17 protein-coding genes are annotated in these 20,313 nt (G+C 69.2%); 11 read left to right on the top strand and 6 right to left on the bottom strand.

The annotated features are described in order from the left end of the window. Positions 1-18 precede the first annotated feature (18 nt). Both ABIE21_RS06260 and ABIE21_RS06255 read right to left on the bottom strand, forming a co-directional pair. The gene (locus ABIE21_RS06260) at positions 19-1,089 is read right to left on the bottom strand and encodes an ABC transporter permease (RefSeq protein ID WP_354023912.1); all 1,071 of its coding nucleotides are present in this window, start codon (positions 1,087-1,089) and stop codon (positions 19-21) included. Then, positions 1,074-2,702, bottom strand: a complete 1,629-nt coding sequence (locus ABIE21_RS06255) for an ABC transporter substrate-binding protein (protein ID WP_354023911.1) — start codon at positions 2,700-2,702, stop codon at positions 1,074-1,076. Before ABIE21_RS06255 ends, ABIE21_RS06260 begins: the two co-directional genes overlap by 16 nt. 80 nt (positions 2,703-2,782) lie before the next feature. Here ABIE21_RS06255 and ABIE21_RS06250 point away from each other — a divergent pair, with 80 nt between their 5' ends. The 4 genes from ABIE21_RS06250 to ABIE21_RS06235 all read left to right on the top strand — a co-directional run bounded on the left by ABIE21_RS06250 (position 2,783) and on the right by ABIE21_RS06235 (position 5,820). Continuing rightward, positions 2,783-3,421 carry a TetR/AcrR family transcriptional regulator gene (locus ABIE21_RS06250; RefSeq protein ID WP_354023910.1) on the top strand — a complete coding sequence of 213 codons (639 nt, stop codon included), beginning with the start codon at positions 2,783-2,785 and terminating at the stop codon, positions 3,419-3,421. Positions 3,422-3,441: 20 nt separating this feature from the next. Next, positions 3,442-4,398 (top strand): prolyl aminopeptidase, encoded by a 957-nt coding sequence (pip, locus tag ABIE21_RS06245; RefSeq protein WP_354023909.1) that lies wholly within the window; start codon positions 3,442-3,444, stop codon positions 4,396-4,398. 73 nt (positions 4,399-4,471) lie between these two features. Then, positions 4,472-4,819 carry a GntR family transcriptional regulator gene (locus tag ABIE21_RS06240; protein ID WP_354023908.1) on the top strand — a complete coding sequence of 116 codons (348 nt, stop codon included), beginning with the start codon at positions 4,472-4,474 and terminating at the stop codon, positions 4,817-4,819. Continuing rightward, a complete protein-coding gene (locus ABIE21_RS06235; RefSeq protein WP_354023907.1) occupies positions 4,819-5,820 on the top strand; it encodes a DUF1648 domain-containing protein in 1,002 nt (333 codons plus the stop codon). The genes ABIE21_RS06240 and ABIE21_RS06235 overlap by 1 nt, the downstream gene beginning before the upstream one ends. 96 nt (positions 5,821-5,916) lie before the next feature. Here the strand turns inward: ABIE21_RS06235 and ABIE21_RS06230 are convergent, their stop codons facing one another. Further along, positions 5,917-6,849, bottom strand: a complete 933-nt coding sequence (locus ABIE21_RS06230; protein WP_354023906.1) for a cation diffusion facilitator family transporter — start codon at positions 6,847-6,849, stop codon at positions 5,917-5,919. Positions 6,850-6,953: 104 nt separating this feature from the next. On the opposite strand from ABIE21_RS06230, the gene ABIE21_RS06225 reads away from it, so the two are divergent. Together ABIE21_RS06225 and ABIE21_RS06220 are read left to right on the top strand one after the other, a co-directional pair. After that, a complete protein-coding gene (locus ABIE21_RS06225) occupies positions 6,954-8,360 on the top strand; it encodes a sensor histidine kinase (protein WP_354023905.1) in 1,407 nt (468 codons plus the stop codon). Further along, positions 8,357-9,013 (top strand): response regulator transcription factor, encoded by a 657-nt coding sequence (locus ABIE21_RS06220; protein WP_354023904.1) that lies wholly within the window; start codon positions 8,357-8,359, stop codon positions 9,011-9,013. Before ABIE21_RS06225 ends, ABIE21_RS06220 begins: the two co-directional genes overlap by 4 nt. On the opposite strand, the gene ABIE21_RS06215 is transcribed toward ABIE21_RS06220, so the two are convergent. Further along, positions 9,010-9,549 (bottom strand): hypothetical protein, encoded by a 540-nt coding sequence (locus ABIE21_RS06215; protein WP_354023903.1) that lies wholly within the window; start codon positions 9,547-9,549, stop codon positions 9,010-9,012. The two genes, ABIE21_RS06220 and ABIE21_RS06215, sit on opposite strands and share 4 nt — an antisense overlap. Before the next feature lie 330 nt (positions 9,550-9,879). Between ABIE21_RS06215 and ileS the strand changes: the two genes are divergently transcribed. From ileS to ndk, 4 genes are read left to right on the top strand one after another with little or no spacing between them, the layout of a single operon-like run. Next, a complete protein-coding gene (ileS, locus tag ABIE21_RS06210) occupies positions 9,880-13,212 on the top strand; it encodes an isoleucine--tRNA ligase (RefSeq protein ID WP_354023902.1) in 3,333 nt (1,110 codons plus the stop codon). Beyond that, complete coding sequence (locus ABIE21_RS06205; RefSeq protein ID WP_354023901.1) at positions 13,205-14,719, top strand: bifunctional folylpolyglutamate synthase/dihydrofolate synthase; 1,515 nt, start codon at positions 13,205-13,207, stop codon at positions 14,717-14,719. The genes ileS and ABIE21_RS06205 overlap by 8 nt, the downstream gene beginning before the upstream one ends. Continuing rightward, positions 14,716-15,123, top strand: coding sequence for a DUF4233 domain-containing protein (locus ABIE21_RS06200; protein ID WP_354023900.1), 408 nt, complete (start codon positions 14,716-14,718; stop codon positions 15,121-15,123). Before ABIE21_RS06205 ends, ABIE21_RS06200 begins: the two co-directional genes overlap by 4 nt. Beyond that, complete coding sequence (ndk, locus tag ABIE21_RS06195) at positions 15,120-15,536, top strand: nucleoside-diphosphate kinase (RefSeq protein ID WP_354023899.1); 417 nt, start codon at positions 15,120-15,122, stop codon at positions 15,534-15,536. The genes ABIE21_RS06200 and ndk overlap by 4 nt, the downstream gene beginning before the upstream one ends. Positions 15,537-15,650: 114 nt before the next feature. On the opposite strand, the gene ABIE21_RS06190 is transcribed toward ndk, so the two are convergent. Together ABIE21_RS06190 and ABIE21_RS06185 are read right to left on the bottom strand one after the other, a co-directional pair. Beyond that, positions 15,651-16,514, bottom strand: a complete 864-nt coding sequence (locus tag ABIE21_RS06190; RefSeq protein ID WP_354023898.1) for a DsbA family protein — start codon at positions 16,512-16,514, stop codon at positions 15,651-15,653. 104 nt (positions 16,515-16,618) lie between these two features. Beyond that, on the bottom strand, positions 16,619-17,221 hold the full coding sequence (locus ABIE21_RS06185; protein WP_354023897.1) for a vitamin K epoxide reductase family protein: 603 nt from the start codon (positions 17,219-17,221) through the stop codon (positions 16,619-16,621). A 380-nt stretch (positions 17,222-17,601) separates the two neighbouring features. On the opposite strand from ABIE21_RS06185, the gene ABIE21_RS06180 reads away from it, so the two are divergent. After that, complete coding sequence (locus ABIE21_RS06180) at positions 17,602-20,238, top strand: Rne/Rng family ribonuclease (protein ID WP_354023896.1); 2,637 nt, start codon at positions 17,602-17,604, stop codon at positions 20,236-20,238. The last annotated feature ends 75 nt before the right edge of the window (positions 20,239-20,313 follow it).

Raw genomic sequence — 20,313 nt, 5'->3', positions numbered from 1 at the left:
GCCGCTTTTCGAGCCGCTTCATCGCGACGCCCGGTTCAGTCGCGGGTCGACGACGCGGTCGGCGAGATCGGTGAGCGTGGTGACCAGCATGTAGGCGAGGGCGACGACGAGCACCACGCCGATCACGAGCGGCACGTCGCGGCCCTGCACCGCGGAGAACAGGCTGCGGCCGAGGCCCTGTCGGGCGAAGATGGTCTCGACCACGACCGCGCCGCTGATGAGCGAGCCGAACGCCCAGCCGACGAGTCCGATCGCGGGGATCGCCGCGTGCCGCAGTGCATGACGCCAGAACACCCCGCCGTCTCCCTCGCCGCGGGCTCGCGCCGACAGCACGAACGGCGACTCCATCGCGTCGAGCAGCGCCTCGCGCATGACCTGGCCGAGAAAGCCGGCGAGCGGGACCGCGAGGGTGAGCACCGGCAGCACGAGGCCCAGAGGGCCGGGCACGCTCACCGGCGGCAGCCAGCCGAGCGTGGTCGAGAACAGCAGGATGAGCGAGATCGCGAGCCAGAAGTGCGGCACCGCTGCCGCCACTATCTCGAGCAGCGACCCCACGGCCGCGGCGACCCGGCCGCCCCGCGTCGACCACACCGCCAGGCCGAGGGCGAGCACGAGCGCCGCCACGAGCGAGACGAGGGCGAGCAGCAGCGTCGGGCCGAGGTTCACGAGAATGACGGATGCCACGGAGTCGCGGAGCGCATATGAGGTGCCCAGGTCGCCGGTCGCCAGGTGGCCGAGATACACGACGTACTGGGTGAAGAGCGGCTGGTCGAGCCCGTACTCGGCCCGTGCCTCGGCGAGCGCCTCGGCGCTGGCCTGAGAGCCGGGGCCGCCCAGGATCGCCTCTGCGGGGTCGCCGGGGATGAGCCGCAGGGCGAAGAACGTCACCGTCGCCACGGCCCAGAGCACGAACAGCACACCGCCGAGGCGGAGCGCCGCCCAGCGGATCAGCCGACCGCGCCGTGCCGGACGGGTGTCGGCCCCGTCGGTGTCTGTCCCGTCGGTACCGGCCCCGTCAGGGCGCGGGCCAGGACGTGGTTCCGGGCGCGAGCCGCCCGCGACGAGGTCGACGCTCAGCGATCCAGCCATGCGTCGTATAGCGTCGGGGTCGACACAGTCGGCATCGCCCGCACGCCCTCCACGTCGGAGCGCAGCAGGAAGTGGTTCTGCTGGTCGTACAGCGGCAGCACGTAGTAGCCGTCGAGCACCATCTCCTGCGCCTCGGTGTAGAGGTCGGCCCGCTCGTCGGCGTCGGAGGACTGTGCCGCGGTGCGCAGCAGCTCGTCGAGCGCCGGGTCCTTCACCTGCGAGTGGTTGGCGAAGTATCCGCTGGGCGCCGGGACGGTTCCCGACGAGTCGAACAGGATGCGCAGCACGTCGGGCCCCACCTTCGTGTACGGCGCGCTGACCAGGTCGTAGTCGTTCTCGCCGAGTGCCCCGTACCAGCTCGAGAGGTCGAGCGGCTCGAGGTTCACCTTGAAGCCGGCCTCCTTAGAGGTCGCCTGCAGCTGCTCGAAGAGCGACTGCTCAGCGGGGATCGACTGGTTCGTGCTCACCGGGAAGGAGAGTTCGAGACGCACGCCGTCTTTCACGCGGTAGCCGTCGGCATCCGTCTCGGTCCAGCCGGCCTCGTCGAGCAGCGTCGCCGCGGCGTCCTGGTCGTAGCCGAACAGCTCCGGCTTCGAGAACGCCTCCTTCTCCACGCTCGACAGCGGGGAGTACGACCGCTCGGCGGTGTCGAAGAACAGGCTGGTGATCGCGTCGTCGACGTTCGCCGAACGCACGAAGGCCTCACGCACCCTGATGTCGTCGAACGGGGGCTTGCTCGAGTTGAGCTCGATGCGGTTCGACGCGCCGGGGCGCGGCGCGTTGAGCTCCTCGATCTCGTCGACCTGTTCGGCGGCGACGATCGTGTCGGGCTGCACGTTGTCGATCAGATCGACCGTCCCGGCCTGCAGCGCTGCGTAGCGCGAGGCAGAGTCGGGCAGGAAGCGCCACTCGATGGCGTCGAGGTAGGCGACGCCATCGTGACCGGCGTCGGCCGGGGGAGAGGTGTACTCCTCGTTGCGCTCGAGGGTGATCGACTGCTGGCGGTCCCACTTCGCGACGAAGAACGGGCCCGTGCCGACCGGGCTCTCGCAGTTCTCCTCGGCGGTGCGCGCCAGCGCGGTGGGCGACTCGATCGCGAGCCAGGTCTGCGAGAAGGAGTCGAGCAGGGCGCTGTCGGGCTCGCTCAGGGTGACGCGCGCGGTCAGGTCGTCGACGACCTCGACGCCGGTGACCTTCTGCAGCGCCAGGTAGCCGGTCGACGACCCCGTCTCGGGGTTCTGCAGGTGGGCCACGTTCGCCGCTACCGCCTCGGCGGTGAACGGGGTGCCGTCGGTGAAGGTCACGCCTTCACGCAGGGTGAACTCCCAGGAGAGCTGGTCGTCGGACTCGGTCCACGAGCTCGCGAGCCAGGGGATGATCTCGCCGTCGGAGTTCTTCGACACGAGCGACTCGAGGTACTGCGTCGCGACCAGGGCCTGCGGGTAGTTTCCGCCGACGTGGGGGTCGAGGCAGGTGGGCTCGCCGTCACCCGACGCGTAGACGAGGGTGCCGCCCGAGACGGGTCCGCTGTTCTCGGCGGCGGGGGTCGAACAACCGGCAATGAGCAGAATCACAGACGCGGCGGCAACGAGGGAGGGTAAAGTGCGGTTCACGGCGGTCTTTCTCGTTCTATTCGAGGTGAGTAGCCTAGTTTTTGGACTCAGTACAGTATCTAATCACGGCGGGGAGCATCGTGCAGACCAGTGCAGGCCAGACGGCCGGAGTGGGGCGCCCGAAGGTCTCGTCGAGGCAGCTGATAGAGGATGCCGCGGCGGAGCTGTTCATCGAGAACACCTACGTCGGCACGACCATCGACCAGATCACCACCCGGGCCGGAGTGAGCCGCGCCACGTTCTTCAACTACTTCGGCGCTAAGAGCGATCTGCTCTGGTTCGAGGTCGACCGGGCGAACGACTCCCTGCGGGCCGCGTGCGCCGCGGCATCCGCCACCGGCTCTCTCGAATCGATACGCGACGTCATCCTCGAACTGGCCGCCGGCTTCGACGAACGGCGCGTGCCGCTCGCGCTCACCCAGACGGAGGTGATGGGCGCCGCAGACGAGATCGTGCAATCCGGTCTCGTGCGCATCGCGACGCAGGCGAGCGTGTTCGCCGATTTCCTCTCGGCCCGCGGCGCACGCCACCGCGACGACCTCCTCGTGCGCACCGCGGCGAACGCCCTCGCCGGAGCGGTCGCCGCTGCCTGGATCACCTGGGCGCGGGACGGCATCGGGCGGTCGCCGCTCGAGGGGTACGTCGCCGAGAGCGTCGATGTGATCTTCCCTGGCATCCGGGCCGCGTTCGAGAGCGTCGCCCGGGGCAACACCTTCTAGCCGCTCAGTATTCTGGATCGATGCGCACCTACTACCCCGAGATCGAACCGTACGACACCGGCATGCTCGACGTCGGAGACGGGCAGAGCGTCTACTGGGAGACGTCCGGCAACCCGCAGGGCAAGCCCGTCGTGTTCCTGCACGGCGGTCCGGGTGGCGAGACCGGGCCCCGGCACCGCCGCGCCTTCGACCCGGCCAAATACCGCATCGTGCTCTTCGACCAGCGCGGATCGGGCAAGAGCCTGCCGCACGCGTCGAGCGCAGACTATGACCTGTCGGTCAATACCACCTGGCACCTCGTCGCCGACCTCGAGCGGCTGCGCGAGGCGCTCGGCATCGACCGCTGGCAGGTCTTCGGCGGATCGTGGGGCAGCACCCTCGCGCTCGCCTACGCCCAGAAGCACCCGCAGCGCGTGACGGAGCTGGTGCTGCGCGGCATCTTCACTCTGCGGCAGAGCGAGCTGGACTGGTTCTACGAGGGGCCGGCCGGACAGATCTTCCCCGACGTGTGGGAGCAGTACGTCGAGCAGGTCGCCGTCGACGACCGCGGGAGCTTCATCAAGGCGTACCACCGCCTGCTCAACGACCCCGACCCGGCCGTGCACCTGCCCGCCGCCGTCGCCTGGTCGCGCTGGGAGTCGAGCGCGATCACGCTGTTGCCGCATCCCGAGCTCGTCGACACGTTCACCGACCCGAGATTCGCCCTGGCGTTCGCGCGCATCGAGAACAGCTACTTCGTCAACAAGGGATGGATGGACGACGGCCAACTGCTCGCGAACGCCCACCTGCTGCGCGGCATCCCGACGGTGATCGTGCAGGGTCGCTACGACATCTGCACGCCCCCGGTCACGGCGTGGGAGTTGCACAAGGCGCTGCCCGATGCGGAGTTCTATCTGATCCCCGACGCTGGCCACTCGTTCGACGAGCCCGGCATCCTGTCGGCGCTCATCGAGGCGACCGACCGTTTCGCGGGCTAGTGCGCTACCAGACGCGCTGATCTATACGGGTGCCGCACTTGTTCTAGTGCAACTAGAACATTAGTATGGAGCCATGCTCATTCGTGTCGACCCCGCGTCGCCCATCCCGCTGTTCGATCAGCTCGCCGCCTCCGTGCGGTCGGAGGTGGTGCGCGGCGGGCTCGCGGCCGGTGAGCGTCTGCCCTCGGCGCGTGAGCTGGCCGGGTCGCTCGAACTCAACGTGCACACCGTGCTGCACGCCTACCAGGTGCTGCGCGACGAGGGGCTCATCGACCTGCGGAGGGGGAGGGGCGCCGTCGTCACCGACCGCGCACGGGAGTACGCCGAGCTGGCAGCCATGCTTCCCGCCCTCGTCGCCGAGGCGAAGCGACTCGAGCTTTCACCGGCGGCGCTCGCCGCAATGATCAGAGAGGCCTACTGATGAACGACTACACCCCCGCCGAGCGGCTGCGCATCGTCGTGATCGCCGCCGTAGTCCCGGTCGTCATCGCGGCCGTCGGCATCGTCGTCATGCTGTCGTGGTCGGCAGACCTGCCAGAGCCCCTCGCGATCCACTGGAACGGCTCGGGAGAGCCCGACGGATTCGGCAGCCTGCCCGGGCTCGCTCTGATGATCGGCGGCATCGCCGCGGGATTCGGCGCGATCGTGACACTCGCCACCCTGTTCCAAAGTGCGGGAGCGTACACGCGCACGGTGCTCGGAACGAGCGTCTGGCTGTCGACGCTCATCACCGTGAGCGTCGTGGGCTCGGTGTACATGCAGCTCGGTCTCGCCGACGCACGCGACGTGGGCGACGGAGCCGGCGTCGGGCTGTGGCTGCTCGCCGGCGCCGTGGGAGGCCTGGTGCTCGCGGTGCCCGCGGCGCTCCTCGCGCCCCGCGCCCCCTTCGTCGACCACGACGAGGCGGCGACGCCCGCGCTCGGGCTCGCGACGCGGGAACGCGCGGTCTGGTCGCGCAGCACTGCACCGCAGTCGTGGCTGTTCGCGGCGCTGTTCGGCGGCATCCTCCTGCTGCTCGGTGTCGTCACCGTCGCTCTGGCCGCTAGCGGGGAGCCCTACTGGAGCACCCTCCTCATCGCCGCGCTGCTGGTGATGGCGGCCGTCGGCACCTCGTTCTGGCGGGTGCGGGTGAGCTCGGCCGGCTTCACCGTGCGCTCGCTGCTCGGCTTGCCGCGGTTCACGGTGCCCATCGGCCAGATCGAGTCGGCCCGAGTGACTCAGGTGTCGCCGCTCGGCGACTTCGGCGGCTGGGGTGTGCGCTGGGGCTCGAAGGGTCGCATCGGCGTGGTGGTGCGCTCCGGCGAGGCCCTCGAGGTCAGTCGCGCGCGGGGACGCACGATCGTGGTCACGGTGGACGACGCCGAGTCTGCCGCCGCCCTGATCAACGGCTTCCGCGAGCGCGCGGCGTCGGTCGGCGCGTGACCCTGACGGCGCGCGCGACTTGTCGCGAACGGGGCCGATTCGGCGGGTAACGGCCTCCTTGGTGACAGCTCGCGGGTCCGTGGCATCCGTCGCCCGTCACAACGACGCGTCCTCGGCCACCGCGAGCGTCAGCACCGCCTTCTCGATGTGCGGATTGCGCTCGAGCTCGGCCTCGACCGCGCGCAGGGCGACCGCGACACTCGACTCGGTCGCGTTGCCGACCAGGTCGACCGCCGCCACGAGGAACACGCGGCTCGCCCCGACGAACTCGAGGTGCAGGTAGGTGACCCGCTCGATCTCGGGGCGGGCGGCCAGGAACTCGACCATGCTGCGCGAGACGGCCGGATCCGTCTCCTGCCCGACCAGGAACCGCCGGTTGCGGTTGATCAGCACGACGGCGACCACGCCGAGCAGCACCCCGACCAGGATCGATCCGACCGCGTCGTAGACGGGCGAGCCCGTGACCTGGTGCAGGAGAACGCCCAGGAAGGCGATGACCAGACCGATGAGGGCGGCTGCGTCCTCGGCGAACACGGCGCGCAGGGTCGGGTTCGAGCTCGCCAGCACGGACTGCAGCGTTCCCGAGCCGCGCTCGCGAGCCGCAGTGCGCGCCTGCCGGTAGGCGCGTACGAACGAGACCGCCTCCAGTGCGAAGGCGACGGCGAGCACCGCGTACGCGACTGCCCAGTCGGTGGCGGGCTCCGGGTCGACGAGGCTCTGCACCCCGTGCAGGATCGACACCGCCGCGCCCGCCGCGAACAGCCCGAATGCCGCGTACATCGACCAGACGTAGGCCTCGCGTCCGTAGCCGAGTGGATGCGTCGCGTCCTTCTCGCGGGCCGACCTGCGTTCCGCTACGTACAGGAATACCTCGTTGCCGGTGTCGGCCCAGGAGTGCGCGACCTCGGCGGCGATCGATGCCGAGCCGGTGAGGAGCGCGGCGATGCTCTTCGCGACGGCGATCAGCAGGTTCGCGGCGAACGCGACGACGACCGTGAGAGTGCTCTCATCTCTAATGGAAGGGGCCATTTCTCGAGTCTGTCACGCTCCATACTGGTGCCATGAGTCGCCCGCGTAGAATGCGCGCACCACGGTGGTCGGTGCGATCGCGCATTCTCACGTCGATTCTGCTGGTGGCCTTCATCGGAATGTCGGTCGCCGGCATCACGTCGTTTCTCGTGCAGCGCGACCGCATCCACGGCCAGATCGACGCCCTCTTGTTGGCCCATGTGGAGTCCGCTCGTTTCGTCGTCACCGGGGAGTCCGCGGTGGTGCCGGCCGACCCCGGCGCCGAGACGCCTCCGACGACCGACTTCGCGACCACCGCAGAGGCGCTGGAGGCGGTGCTCGCCCGGGTCATCCCCGGCCGCAACGAGAGCGCGCTGGGGATCGTCGACGGCGAGGCGACGCTCGTGCCCGGCGTCGAGATCGCGTTCCACCTCGAAGACGACCCCGAGTTCGTCGACCGCGTGGTGCGCGAGACCCAGGACGGCGCCATCCACATGGGTACCGCCATGTTGGACGTCGGCACGGTGCGCTACATCGCGACGCCGATCGCCATCGAGGGTGATCCGAATCCGGCGGTGTACGTCGCCGCGGTCGACCTCGACGCCGCACTGGGGGAGCTACGCGCGGCGTTCGGCACCTACGCGGTCGTCGCGGCCTGCACCCTCGTCGCGATCGGCCTGGTCGGCTGGTTCGTCGCGGGACGGCTGCTGCGACCGCTGCACCAGCTCAGCATCGCGGCCTCGCAGATCACCGCGAGCGACCGCGGGGCGAGAATCCCGGTCGTCGGCCACGACGACATCTCCGCCCTCACCGAGACCGTGAACGACATGCTCGGTCGGCTCGACAGGGCCATGACCAGCCAGCGCCGACTGCTCGACGACGTGCGGCACGAGCTCAAGACCCCGATCACCATCGTGCGCGGCCACCTCGAGCTGCTCGACGCCTCGAACACCGACGACGTCGAGGCGACCCGCGGCCTCGCGATCGACGAGCTCGACCGGATGAACCGGCTGGTGGACGACATCGAGTCGCTCGCGGAGACCCAGGGGATGACCCTGGCCAGGGCGCCGGTCGACGTGTCCGACCTGACCGCCGACGTCTTCGCCAAGGCGAGCGGCATACCCGACCACGAGTGGGTGCTGGGCGCGACGGCGCACCTCAGCGCCTCGCTGGATGCGCGCCGCATCACCCAGGGCTGGCTGCAGCTGGTCGACAACGCCGCGAAATACTCGCCGCCCGGGTCGCGGATCGAACTCGGCAGCCGGGCAGACGACGACAGCGTCGAGTTCTGGGTGGCCGACCGCGGCAGCGGGATACCGAGGGGCGCCGAACAGCGCATCTTCGAACGCTTCGGCCGAGCCGACACCGGGCGGGGCATCCGCGGTTCGGGGCTCGGCCTCCCCATCGTGCGCGAGATCGCGAAGGCCCACGGCGGACGGGTGACCCTCACCTCGTCGAGCGCCGGTTCGCGGTTCGGCATCGTCGTCCCGATCGACCCTCTCCCGCAACCCGAAAAGGCGGAAACCCCATGAGCGGCATCCTCATCGCCGAAGACGAGCAACGCATCGCGCTGTTCGTCGACAAGGGCCTGCGCGCGGCAGGCTTCACCACCGCGGTCGTCGCCGACGGTGCGAGCGCGCTCGCCGCGGCCCGCACGGGCGACTATGACCTGCTGCTGCTCGACGTGGGCCTCCCGGTCGTCGACGGGTTCGAGGTGCTCGACACCCTGCGCGCCGAGGGGATCGCGATGCCGGTGATCATGCTCACGGCACGCACGACGGTGGAGGACACCGTCGCCGGCCTCGAGGGCGGCGCCAACGACTACATCCCGAAGCCGTTCCGGTTCGACGAGCTGCTCGCCCGCGTGCGGCTGAGGCTGCGCGACGCGACCTCGCAGGTGACCACGACCCTCAGTCGCGGCGACCTCACCCTCGACGCGATCACCCGGCGCGCGATCGTGGGCGACTACGAGGTCGACCTGTCTGCGCGTGAGTTCGCACTAGCGGAGGAGTTCGTCACGCACGCCGACGAGGTACTGAGCCGGGAACAGCTGCTCAGCAGCGTGTGGGGGCTGGACTTCGACCCCGGCTCGAACGTCGTCGACGTGTACGTGCGCTACCTGCGCGCGAAGCTCGGCGCCGACCGCATTGAGACGGTGCGCGGCATGGGGTACCGGATGCGCTAGCGGTGGTCGTCGACGCCGTCGAGACGCCACTCGTGATCGCCCCGGTCGTCGTCGCCCCACTCGCGATCGCCCCACTCGTGATCGCCCGAGTCCCACTCGCCGCGGTCCCAGCCGTCGTCGTGGTGCCATTCGTCGTCCCCGTCGTGGTCGTCGTGGGTCCAGCCCGGGTGCCCTCCGACCTCGTGCGGGGGCTCGGGTTCCACCGCGACGGGCGCGGGAACCCGCGCGGGTGCGGGTGCAGGTGCGGGTGCCGGTGCGGGAACCGGGGCGGCCGCCGGCGCGGGCGTTACGGGAGCCGGCTGCACCGCGGGTGCCTCGGCGGGGGGAGCCGGGGGCGCATCCGTCGGCGGTGTCGGAGTCGCGGCGGTCTCTGAGACGGTCGGCGCAGCCGCGGGCGGCACGATCGTGATCGGCGCCACCCCGCGCACCTCCAGCGAGTCCTCCGCCGGAACGACCGCGGCGACCACGCTCATCGCCCCCGCCGCCACGGTCGCGACGACGACCGCCGCGGTGAGAGTGAAGACGAGGATACGCATCACACCAGTGTCGTGCAGCGGCGGGCGCGGCGGGCATGAGAGTCTTCTCACCGTTCGACGGCGGCTGACGATCGCGCCTCGGCGGGCGCCTCGATTCGCCGGTAGGATGGGCGCACAGACATCGATCCGGCAATCACCGGGGAGTCGTCGGAAGAACCGGGCCTCGCGGCCCACAGTAGAACCGACCGGGACTGGCCCGTCACAGCCAAAGATAAGCGGTCGATCGGTCACTGAGCCAGTCGAAGTGGGCGACCGGCAAGCGGGGTGGTACCGCGTGATCCGTGCGAACGGGTGGCGTCCTCAGCAGATGACTAACCGATCTGGAGTGAGATGTCCTACCCCCGCAGTTCCGATGCCGTCGGCGTTCCCGCGAGCCCGAACTTCCCCTCGATAGAGGAGGGCATGCTCGCCTACTGGGCGACAGACAAGACGTTCCTGGCATCGGTCGAGAACCGCGAGGGCGCAGACGAGTGGGTGTTCTACGACGGCCCGCCGTTCGCCAACGGCCTCCCGCACTACGGCCACCTGCTCACCGGCTACGCCAAAGACCTGTTCCCCCGCTTCCAGACGATGCGCGGCAAGCAGGTGCACCGCCGATTCGGCTGGGACACCCACGGACTTCCCGCCGAGCTCGAGGCCATGCGGCAGCTGGGCATCACCGAGAAGCACGAGATCGAGGACATGGGCATCGCCGCGTTCAACGCGAAGGCCCGCGAGTCCGTGCTCAAGTACACCGGCGAGTGGCAGGAGTACGTCACCCGTCAGGCGCGCTGGGTCGACTTCGAGAACGACTACAAGACCCTCGACATCAGCTTTATGGAGAGCGTCATCTGGGCGTTCAAGCAGCTGCACGACAAGAACCTCGCCTACGAGGGATTCCGGGTCCTGCCGTACTGCTGGCACGACGAGACGCCGCTGTCGAACCACGAGCTGCGTATGGACGACGACGTCTACAAGATGCGCCAGGACCAGACCGTCACCGTCACCTTCCCGCTCGACGGCGTGAAGGCCGAGGCGCTCGGACTCACCGCCGTGCGCGCCCTCGCCTGGACCACGACCCCGTGGACCCTGCCCACCAACCTCGCGCTCGCCGTCGGGCCCGCGGTCGAGTACTCCGTGCTTCCGAGCGGCCCGCTGGGCGGCGGAGACGGCGCGGCAGAGGGTGTGGCCGAGTACATGCTCGCGTCCGACACCGTCGCCGCCTACTTCAAAGACCTGGGGTACGAGAGTGCGGATGCCGCGAAGGAGGCCGTCTCGCGCACCGTTCTCGGTGCCGAGCTCGACGGCGTGAAGTACGACCGCCTCTGGGACTACTACGCAGACGCCGACGAGTACGGCACCGAGAACGCGTGGCAGATCCTGGTCGCCGACTACGTCGCCACCGGTGAGGGAACCGGAATCGTGCACCAGGCCCCGGCCTACGGCGAAGACGACCAGATCGTCTGCGCCGCCGCCGGCATCCCGGTCATCATCTCCGTCGACGACGGTGGCAAGTTCCTGCCCAACATCGAGGGTGTCGCCGGCCTGCAGGTCTTCGACGCCAACAAGCCGCTCACGCAGCAGCTGCGCGCCGAGGGGCGCCTCGTGCGCGTCGCGAGCTACGAGCACAGCTATCCGCACTGCTGGCGCTGCCGCAACCCGCTCATCTACAAAGCGGTGTCGAGCTGGTTCGTGCGCGTTCCCGAGTTCCGCGACCGCATGGGCGAGCTCAACCAGGAGATCAACTGGGTTCCCGACAACGTCAAGGACGGCCAGTTCGGCAAGTGGATCGGCAACGCCCGCGACTGGTCGATCTCGCGCAACCGCTACTGGGGCAGCCCCATCCCGGTGTGGAAGAGCGACAACCCCGAGTACCCGCGCATCGACGTCTACGGCTCGCTCGGAGAAATCGAGGCCGATTTCGGCGCGCTGCCGCGCAATGAGAAAGGCGAGGCCGATCTGCACCGCCCGTTCATCGACGAGCTGACCCGACCCAACCCCGACGACCCGACAGGCCAGTCGACGATGCGCCGCATCGAAGACGTGCTCGACGTCTGGTTCGACTCCGGGTCGATGCCGTTCGCGCAGGTGCACTACCCCTTCGAGAACCGCGATTTCTTCGAGGCGCACAACCCCGCAGACTTCATCGTCGAGTACATCGGACAGACGCGCGGCTGGTTCTACACGCTGCACACCCTGTCGACGGCGCTGTTCGACCGTCCGGCATTCAAGAACGTCATCAGCCACGGCATCGTGCTCGGCAGCGACGGTCAGAAGATGTCGAAGAGCCTGCGCAACTACCCCGACGTCTCCGAGGTCTTCGACCGCGACGGGGCCGACGCGATGCGCTGGTTCCTCATGTCGTCGTCGGTGATCCGGGGCGGAAACCTCGTCGTCACCGAGGAGGCGATCCGCGAGAGCACGAGGCAGTTCCTCCTCCCGCTGTGGAGCACGTACTACTTCTTCACGCTGTACGCCAACGCATCGACGGGGCTCAGCGCGGGCGCGTCCGCGACCGACGGCTACGAGGCCCAGTGGCGCACCGACTCGACAAACGTGCTCGACCGCTACCTGCTCGCCAAGACGCGTCAGCTCATCGAAGACGTCACCGACGAGCTCGAGGCCCTCGACAGCCCGATGGCTGCCGCGAAGCTGCGCGACTTCGGCGACGTGCTCACCAACTGGTACGTGCGTCGCAGCCGTGACCGCTTCTGGTCCGGAACCGACCGCGACTCGTTCGACACCCTCTACACGGTGCTCGAGACCCTGACCCGCGTCGCCGCACCCCTCATCCCGCTCGTCGGCGACGAGATCTGGCGCGGTCTGACCGCGGGACGCAGCGTGCACCTCGAGGACTGGCCCGAGGCATCCGCGTTCCCGAAGGACGACGAGCTCGTCACCGTCATGGACCGCGTCCGCGCCATCGCCTCGTCAGGCCTCTCGCTGCGCAAGGCGAAGAGCCTGCGCGTGCGCCTGCCGCTGGCGAAGCTCACGGTGGTCAGCGACGACGGAGCGGCGCTCGGCGAGTTCGGCGACATCCTGCTGCAGGAGCTCAACGTCAAGGCCGTCGACTTCGCTCCGCTGGAGGCCGACAGCTTCGAGCGCTTCGGCATCGCGAAGAAGCTCACCGTCAACTCCCGCGCCGCCGGGCCCCGCATCGGCAAGCAGGTGCAGTCCGTCATCAAGGCCGCCCGCGAGGGCGACTGGGTGCAGAGCGGCGAGACCGTGGTCGTCGGCGGCGTCGAGCTGCTGCCCGCCGAGTTCGAGCTCGAGCTGACCAGCGCCGACCAGGCGAACGCGATCGCGTTCCTCGCCGACGGCGGCTTCGTCATCCTCGACACAGAGACGACGCCCGAGCTCGAGGCCGAGGGTCTCGCGCGCGACGTCATCCGTGTCGTGCAGGACACGCGAAAGGCCGCGGGGCTCAACGTGAGCGATCGCATCTCCATGACGATCCGCGCCGAATCGCCCGCCGACCTCGCGTCACTCGCCGTCTTCGAGGCGACGATCGCGGGCGACACCCTCGCCACCCAGCTGGCGCTCACGCTCAGCGACGACCCCGCACTCGATGCCGCGACCGACTCCATGGTCGGCTCCCAGCGCACCGTTGTTATTCCCGATCAGTACGCGAACACTGGTGTACTGGTCATCGATCTCTGGAAGGCGGCATCGGTAGATGTCTAAGAACGACAACCCCGGCGACAACGACTACCAGGGGTACGACGGGGGCTACGACGGCGAACCCGGCGAAGACGACTTCGTCGACGACGGTTCGGGGCTTCCCGACTTCCTGCAGGCGGGCAACGAGGGCACCAACCTCGACGACGACTCCGAGTACGACTTCGACGACAACGAGTTCCAGACCGGCGCCGACGAGGTCTACGCCGAACTGCTCGCCCGCATCGGCGAGAGCAACCCTCAGCCGCGCCTCGAGCCGACCCGTCGCGCCGTCGAACTGCTCGGCGACCCGCACCGCGCCTACCCGGTGATCCACATCGCCGGCACCAACGGCAAGACCTCGACGAGCCGCATCACCGAGAGCCTCCTGCGCGCGTACGGACTCAAGACCGGATTGCTCACCAGCCCGCACCTCACCCGCGTGAACGAGCGCATCGTCATCGACGGACAGCCGATCTCGAACCGCGCGCTGGTCGAGAACTGGGCCGACATCCGCCCCTACCTGCTGCTGATCGACGCCGAGCTCACCGCCGCGGGCGACCCCGAGCTCACCTTCTTCGAGGCGCTCACCGTTCTCGCTTTCGCGAGCTTCGCCGACGCGCCCGTCGACGTCGCGGTCATCGAGGTCGGTATGGGCGGCGAGTGGGACTCCACCAACGTCGCCGACGGCCAGGTCGCCGTGTTCACGCCCATCGCGCTCGACCACACGCAGCGCCTCGGCAACACCGTCGCCGAAATCGCGAAGACGAAGTCGGGCATCGTGAAGCCGGTCGCCAACGTCGTGTCGGCGATTCAGACGGCGGATGCCCTGGGCGAGCTGCAGAGAGCGTCCGAGCTCACCGAGTCCACCCTTGTGGTTCAGGGCGCCGACTTCGCCCTCGAGTCGACGACCGTCGCGGTCGGCGGGCAGGTCATCTCCGTCAAGGGACTCGCCGCCACCTACCCCGACCTGTTCCTCCCGATGTTCGGCGACCACCAGGCGCAGAACGCCACTCTCGCGATCGCGGCCGTGGAGTCGTTCCTCGGCGGCGGCAGCCAGCCGCTCGTGGGCGACGTGCTCGCGGAGGGGCTGGCCACCGCGACCTCGCCCGGACGCCTGCAGATAGTCGGCACCGAGCCGACCGTGCTCGTCGACGCCGCGCACAACCCGCACGGAGCGGCCGCCCTCGCGGCGGCGATCGGCAGCTACTTCACCTTCGACGAGGTCGCCGTGGTCATCGGTGTCCTGCAGGACAAGGACGCCGACGGCATCGTCGCCGCCCTCGCACCCGTCGCCACCCGTTTCTATGTCACCCAGTCCGAGTCCGACCGCGCGGTCGCGGCGGACGACCTCGCCTACATCGTGCGCGAGTACACCGAGGAGGTCTACACCGACGAGTCGGCGGAGACCGCGCTCGAGGCCGCGCGCGAGTGGGCGCAGGAGGGCGAGAAGCGCGCCGTGCTGGTGACCGGATCGATCACGCTCGTCGGCGACGCCATCGCGCTCGCGACCGCCGGACGGTGGAAGCGGTGACGACAGCCCCCGCGCCGCGCCCCCCGCGGCAGCGCCGCGAGCGCTCGGTGACCGAGATGCTCCTGTCGATCGTGCTCGCGCTCGAGGCGATCCTCGTCTTCTTCGTGACGCTCGTGGTCTACGGTCTCAAGGCCCTCGACCCCGCGGTCGCGTTCGGGGGAGGGGCGGCGCTCATCGTGGTACTGCTCATCGCCGGGCGGCTGTTGCGCCACCCGTGGGGCATCTGGATCGCCTGGGCGCTGCAGGTGGTGCTTCTCGCCACGGGCATCCTCATTCCCCTCATGTACTTCATATCCGGCTGTTTCCTTGCGATCTTCATCTACTGCTTCGTCAAGGGGCGCCAAATCGACCGCCAGAAGGCTGCATTCGCAGCCGAACAATCACACCCAGGAGATAACTCGTGAGCGTTGAAGAAACACTCGTACTCGTCAAGCCCGACGGCGTCGCCCGCAACCTGACCGGCGAGATCCTGCGCCGCATCGAGGCGAAGGGCTACCAGCTCGTCGACATCAAGCTCGTCGAGGCCAGCCGCGAGCTGCTCGGCGCGCACTATGCGGAGCACGAGGGCAAGCCGTTCTACGAGCCCCTCGTCGAGTTCATGGAGAGCGGCCCCATCGTCGCGATCCGCGTCGCGGGCAACGGCGTGATCGAGGGCTTCCGCTCGCTCGCCGGAACGACCAACCCCACCAGCGCGGCACCCGGCACCATCCGCGGCGACCTCGGCCGCGACTGGGGCCTGAAGGTCCAGCAGAACCTCGTGCACGGCAGCGACTCTGTCGAGTCGGCCCAGCGCGAGCTCGGTCTCTGGTTCGACTAGAGCTCTCGTCCGACTAGCGCGCGCTGAACGCCCGCCCGGTTCGCCGGGTGGGCGTTCCGCGTTTCGCGAGCGCCAGGCCGGCTGCCGGAAGCGGCTCGGGCAGCCGGAACCGGCTCAGCCTGCCGCGGAAACCGAGGCCACGAAGGCCTGGAAGGCCTGGGCGTCGTCGACGGCCCCGCCGTACTGCTGGCCGTTCACGAGAACCAGCGGCGTCCCGGTGAACTCGGTGACCGTCTCGCTCGCCAGTTCGCCGTTCGACACCCGGTCGGTCGCCGCCGCGACCCAGCTCTCGTAGGTCTTGTCACCGATGCAGGAGGCGACCTCGTCGCTGTCGGCACCCGCATCCGCCACGACCTTCTTCAGGGCCGCGGTGTCGAGGCCGCTGGTCTGCTCGGCGGGCTGGTTCGCGAACAGCGCGGTGTTCACCGCGAGGAAGTTCTCCGGATCGTTGCTCGCGACGCACGCGGCCGCGTTCGCGGCGCGGGTCGCGTACTTGGTGCCGAGCGACATGCGGTCGAGGATCGAGATCGGGTGCACCTCCAGCGTCGCCTCGCCCTGCTGCACCCAGGTCGCGATCTGCTCGGCGTTGGCCGTCTCGAACTGGTTGCAGTACGGGCACGCGTAGTCGAGGTAGGTGACGATGTTCACGGTGTCGCCGAGCGCCTCTGTGTCGGTGGGCACCGGGTCGGCGCCGGCTTTCAGCGCCTTCGTCAGCACGGGAGTGACGGTGGTGCCGTCGCCGGTGAACAGGATGCCGTCGCTCGCCATGTTCGCCGGATTGGTCGTGCTCTTGGGGGTCGAGGTGGCGATCACCACGGCGACGACAGCGACGATGGCGAGTACGGCCACGATGCCGCCGCCCTGCAGCAGCAGCCGGTTGCGCTTCTTGCGGCGCTGCGCGGCCTCCCGCTCCTGCCGCGCGACCTCCCGAGCGTGCTCGCGTCGTGCCTTCTTGCCGCCGTCGGTCGCGTTCGTCATCGTTCCTCTCCCCGGTGCGCACTCGCGCTCCCACGACAGGCTGGCTCAGACGCCTATGCCCGACCTTATGACCGGCCGTGCAGAAGCTGGGAGTCGGGCGTGAGCTACAGGCTGCCCAGCACGTCGAGGCGCAGCTGCGCGATCACGGCGACCACGAGGTAGCTGCCGATCGTGAGCGCGGGAATCCAGCCGTAGAGAGCGGATGCCACGAGTCGAACGCGCTCGGGCGCGGGCAGGTTGCCCTCCCGCAGGTTGTACAGGGTCACCGCCCAGAACAACGGGATCGTCGCGGCCCAGGTGACCATGCACCACGGGCAGAGCGTGCCGAGCACGAAGACGCTCTGGTTGATCAGCCAGATGACGAACGCGAGGGCGGCGACCACGCCGATGTTGAACGCCACCCAGAACCAGCGGGCGAAGCGGGCGCCGGCGAGCAGAGCCACCCCGACGACGACGGGCGCGATCCACGCGGCGAGTCCTATGACCGGGTTGGGGAAGCCGAACAGCGACCCCTGCCACGACTCGAGGTTCGCGCGGCACTGCACGAGAGGACTGAAATCGCAGCCGAGCGCCTCGGTCGGATTCGTCAGCGTGATGAATTTCTCGATCGTCAGCGAGAACGCCGCGTACCAGCCGACGACACCGGCCACGATGAGGAAGACGCCCAGGGCGATCGGGCGCGGGGCTGGCTGGGTGTCTGACACCATCGGATTATGGCACGCGCCGAATCACGCCTGACTGGGAATGCGTGCGATAATCGGTTGTAGCCAGCCGAGCCGCGCTCGAACTGGCGCCAAAGAAGGCTTACCGGGCGACAATCCGGGCCACTGTTGCACGACGAGAACGTCGGGCGACGACATGTCGGATAGCGAGTTCCGAAGCGCTGATGTGACAGACAGCGCGTGGTGTTCCCCGCGAACACGGATTTTTTTACGAGAATGGCGTCCAGAGCAGACGGTGACAGAGATCACGACATGCCGGACGTAGACCTGAAGAATTTGCAGCGTATTCGCTGAGGCGTAACGCGAACGAGAGAGTACCCGGTAGGCGGCGCGGTCGCCCACCCGGGCCTAGGAGTACACCGCACGTGGTGAATGACAAAGAAAATACCGTTGAACCCAAGCGTCGCAAGGGACTGTTCGGCAGCCGCAAGGCAGTCGTCGTAGCCCCTCCCGTCGAGCCCGTCGCGGCCCAGCCGGTCGAGTCGCAGCCCGTCGAGGCCAAGACGCCGGAGGCCAAGGCACCCGAGGCCGCGAAGCCCGAGACCACGCCGCCCGTCGCATCCGCCGACTCCGAGGTGATCGTCGACGACGTCGTGGTGAAGGCCCCGGCCCGCACGCGCACCCGCAAGCCGGTCGAGGCGACGGATGACGCGGCCGAGACCCCCTCGGAGGAGCCCAAGCGCGTCGCGCGTCCGACCACCTCGCTGCTCTTCCAGGCCCCGCCCGCGATCGAGCCGCTGCCCGAGCGCGCGCCGGCACGCCAGCCGCGCCAGTCGCGCGGCGCCGACACCTCCGCAGACCTCGGCAACGACCTCGGCGACGAGTCGGGCACCGTGCGCCGCCGTTCGCGCCGCCGCCCCGGCGAAGAGGCCCGCGACGGCGACGACGCCCCCGGCACCGTCGTACGCGTGCGCCAGCCGCGCCCCGAGCCCGTGCTGAGCAACGAGCCCACCCGCGTCAAGGGATCCACCCGCCTCGAGGCCAAGAAGCAGCGCCGCCGTGACGGCCGCGACGCAGGCCGCCGCCGTCCGGTCATCACCGAGAGCGAGTTCCTCGCCCGCCGTGAGAGTGTCGACCGCGTCATGGTCGTGCGCTCGAAGTTCGGACGCATCCAGATCGCCGTTCTCGAAGACGGTGTTCTCGTCGAGCACTACGTCGCCAAGAGCCAGGACATGTCGCTCATCGGCAACGTCTACCTGGGCCGCGTGCAGAACGTTCTGCCGAGCATGGAGGCCGCCTTCGTCGACATCGGGCGCGGCCGCAACGCCGTGCTCTACTCCGGCGAGGTCGACTGGGACGCCGCCGCCGAGAACTCGGCCGAGGGCAAGACCCAGGCCCGCCGCATCGAGCTCGCGCTCAAGCCGGGCGACAAGGTGCTCGTGCAGGTCACCAAGGACCCGATCGGCCACAAGGGCGCCCGTCTCACCAGCCAGGTCTCGCTGCCCGGCCGCTACCTCGTCTACGTGCCCAACGGCTCGATGAGCGGGATCAGCCGCAAGCTGCCCGACACCGAGCGCGCGCGCCTCAAGAAGATCCTCAAAGAGGTCCTGCCCGAGAACGTCGGCGTCATCGTGCGCACGGCGGCCGAGGGCGCGACCGAAGAGCAGCTCACCCTCGACGTGAGCCGTCTCACCAACCAGTGGGCAGAGATCAGCCGCCTCATCGAGACCGCCAACGCGCCGGCCCTGCTGCACAGCGAGCCCGACCTGCTGGTCAAGATCATCCGCGACGTCTTCAACGAGGACTTCCACAAGCTCGTCATCGACGGCGACGACGCCCAGGAGATCATCCAGAGCTACCTCAACGGCGTCGCCCCCGACCTCATCGACCGGGTCGAGGCGTTCGAGGGCACGAACGACCCGTTCGACGTCTACCGCGTCAACGAGCAGATCGAGAAGGCGCTCGACCGCAAGGTCTGGCTGCCCTCCGGCGGCTCGCTCGTCATCGACCGCACCGAGGCGATGACCGTCGTCGACGTCAACACCGGCAAGTTCGTCGGCTCGGGCGGAAACCTCGAGGAGACCGTCACCAAGAACAATCTCGAAGCGGCCGAGGAGATCGTGCGCCAGCTGCGTCTGCGCGACATCGGCGGCATCATCGTCGTCGACTTCATCGACATGGTGCTCGAGTCGAACCGCGACCTCGTTCTGCGCCGACTCGTCGAGTGCCTCAGCCGCGACCGCACGAAGCACCAGGTCGCCGAGGTCACTAGTCTCGGCCTCGTGCAGATGACGCGTAAGAAGCTCGGGCTCGGACTGCTCGAGACGTTCAGCGAGCCGTGCGAGCAGTGCGCGGGACGCGGCGTCATCGTGCACCACGACCCCGTGACCAAGCACCGCATCCAGCAGGCGCCCCAGCCCGAGATCGCCGGCAGCGGCCGTCGCGGTCGCGGCGGCAAGGGCAACGGCGGAAACGGTGGCAACGGCAACGGTGGCAACGGAAACGGCGGCCAGAACAACGGCGGCCAGGCCCAGCAGCAGCCCCAGGTGAGCGCACCGAAGGCGGCAGGCAGCGGAACCCACGCGATCACCGACGACGCCCGCAACGCGCTCGCCCAGATCGCCGCCCGCACCGTCGTGCCCCACGCCGACAAGCCCGCCGCCATCGCCGTGCCCGCCGACCTCGTTCCTCCGGTCGAGGCGGAGAAGGCGCCCGTCGTCGCACCAGTCGAGACGAAGGCGGCCCCCGTGGCCGAGCCCGTCGCGTCGAAGCGCACGCCGGCGCCGGAGAAGGCGCCCGTCGCCGAGAAGGCACCGGTCGAAGCGGTCGGTGGCGCCGAGGCGACCACGCCCGTCGACGACACGGTCGCGATTCTCGACATCCCGGTCACCAAGGCGCCCCGAGCCAGCCGTCGCATGAACAACCGCGACGCCGAGCAGATCCTCGACTCCGTGCTCGAGGCTCTTCCCGAGCCGAAGCAGCCCGGTCAGGGCCGCTCGCGCACGTCGCGTCGCGCCGGCAGCGCCGGGGCAGTGGTGAGCGCACCCGTCACCGAAGACTAGACAGCGTCACGCGAGACCCCGTCGGCCCCGGCCGGCGGGGTTTCGTGCATCCCGGGGCGGCGGGGCCGGCGCGCA

The sequence above is a fragment of the Conyzicola nivalis genome (assembly GCF_040548875.1).
GTDB classification, from domain to species: domain Bacteria; phylum Actinomycetota; class Actinomycetes; order Actinomycetales; family Microbacteriaceae; genus Conyzicola; species Conyzicola nivalis_A.
This window is presented reverse-complemented; position numbering and strand designations above follow the sequence as displayed.

What these genes read in the sequence shown, in the direction of transcription:
- ABIE21_RS06260 (WP_354023912.1), bottom strand. Translation starts at nt 1,089, where the DNA reads ATGGCTGGATCGCTGAGCGTCGACCTCGTCGCGGGCGGCTCGCGCCCG.
- pip (WP_354023909.1), top strand. Translation starts at nt 3,442, where the DNA reads ATGCGCACCTACTACCCCGAGATCGAACCGTACGACACCGGCATGCTC.
- ABIE21_RS06240 (WP_354023908.1), top strand. Translation starts at nt 4,472, where the DNA reads ATGCTCATTCGTGTCGACCCCGCGTCGCCCATCCCGCTGTTCGATCAG.
- ABIE21_RS06235 (WP_354023907.1), top strand. Translation starts at nt 4,819, where the DNA reads ATGAACGACTACACCCCCGCCGAGCGGCTGCGCATCGTCGTGATCGCC.
- ABIE21_RS06230 (WP_354023906.1), bottom strand. Translation starts at nt 6,849, where the DNA reads ATGGCCCCTTCCATTAGAGATGAGAGCACTCTCACGGTCGTCGTCGCG.
- ABIE21_RS06220 (WP_354023904.1), top strand. Translation starts at nt 8,357, where the DNA reads ATGAGCGGCATCCTCATCGCCGAAGACGAGCAACGCATCGCGCTGTTC.
- ABIE21_RS06215 (WP_354023903.1), bottom strand. Translation starts at nt 9,549, where the DNA reads ATGCGTATCCTCGTCTTCACTCTCACCGCGGCGGTCGTCGTCGCGACC.
- ileS (WP_354023902.1), top strand. Translation starts at nt 9,880, where the DNA reads ATGTCCTACCCCCGCAGTTCCGATGCCGTCGGCGTTCCCGCGAGCCCG.
- ABIE21_RS06205 (WP_354023901.1), top strand. Translation starts at nt 13,205, where the DNA reads ATGTCTAAGAACGACAACCCCGGCGACAACGACTACCAGGGGTACGAC.
- ABIE21_RS06190 (WP_354023898.1), bottom strand. Translation starts at nt 16,514, where the DNA reads ATGACGAACGCGACCGACGGCGGCAAGAAGGCACGACGCGAGCACGCT.
- ABIE21_RS06185 (WP_354023897.1), bottom strand. Translation starts at nt 17,221, where the DNA reads ATGGTGTCAGACACCCAGCCAGCCCCGCGCCCGATCGCCCTGGGCGTC.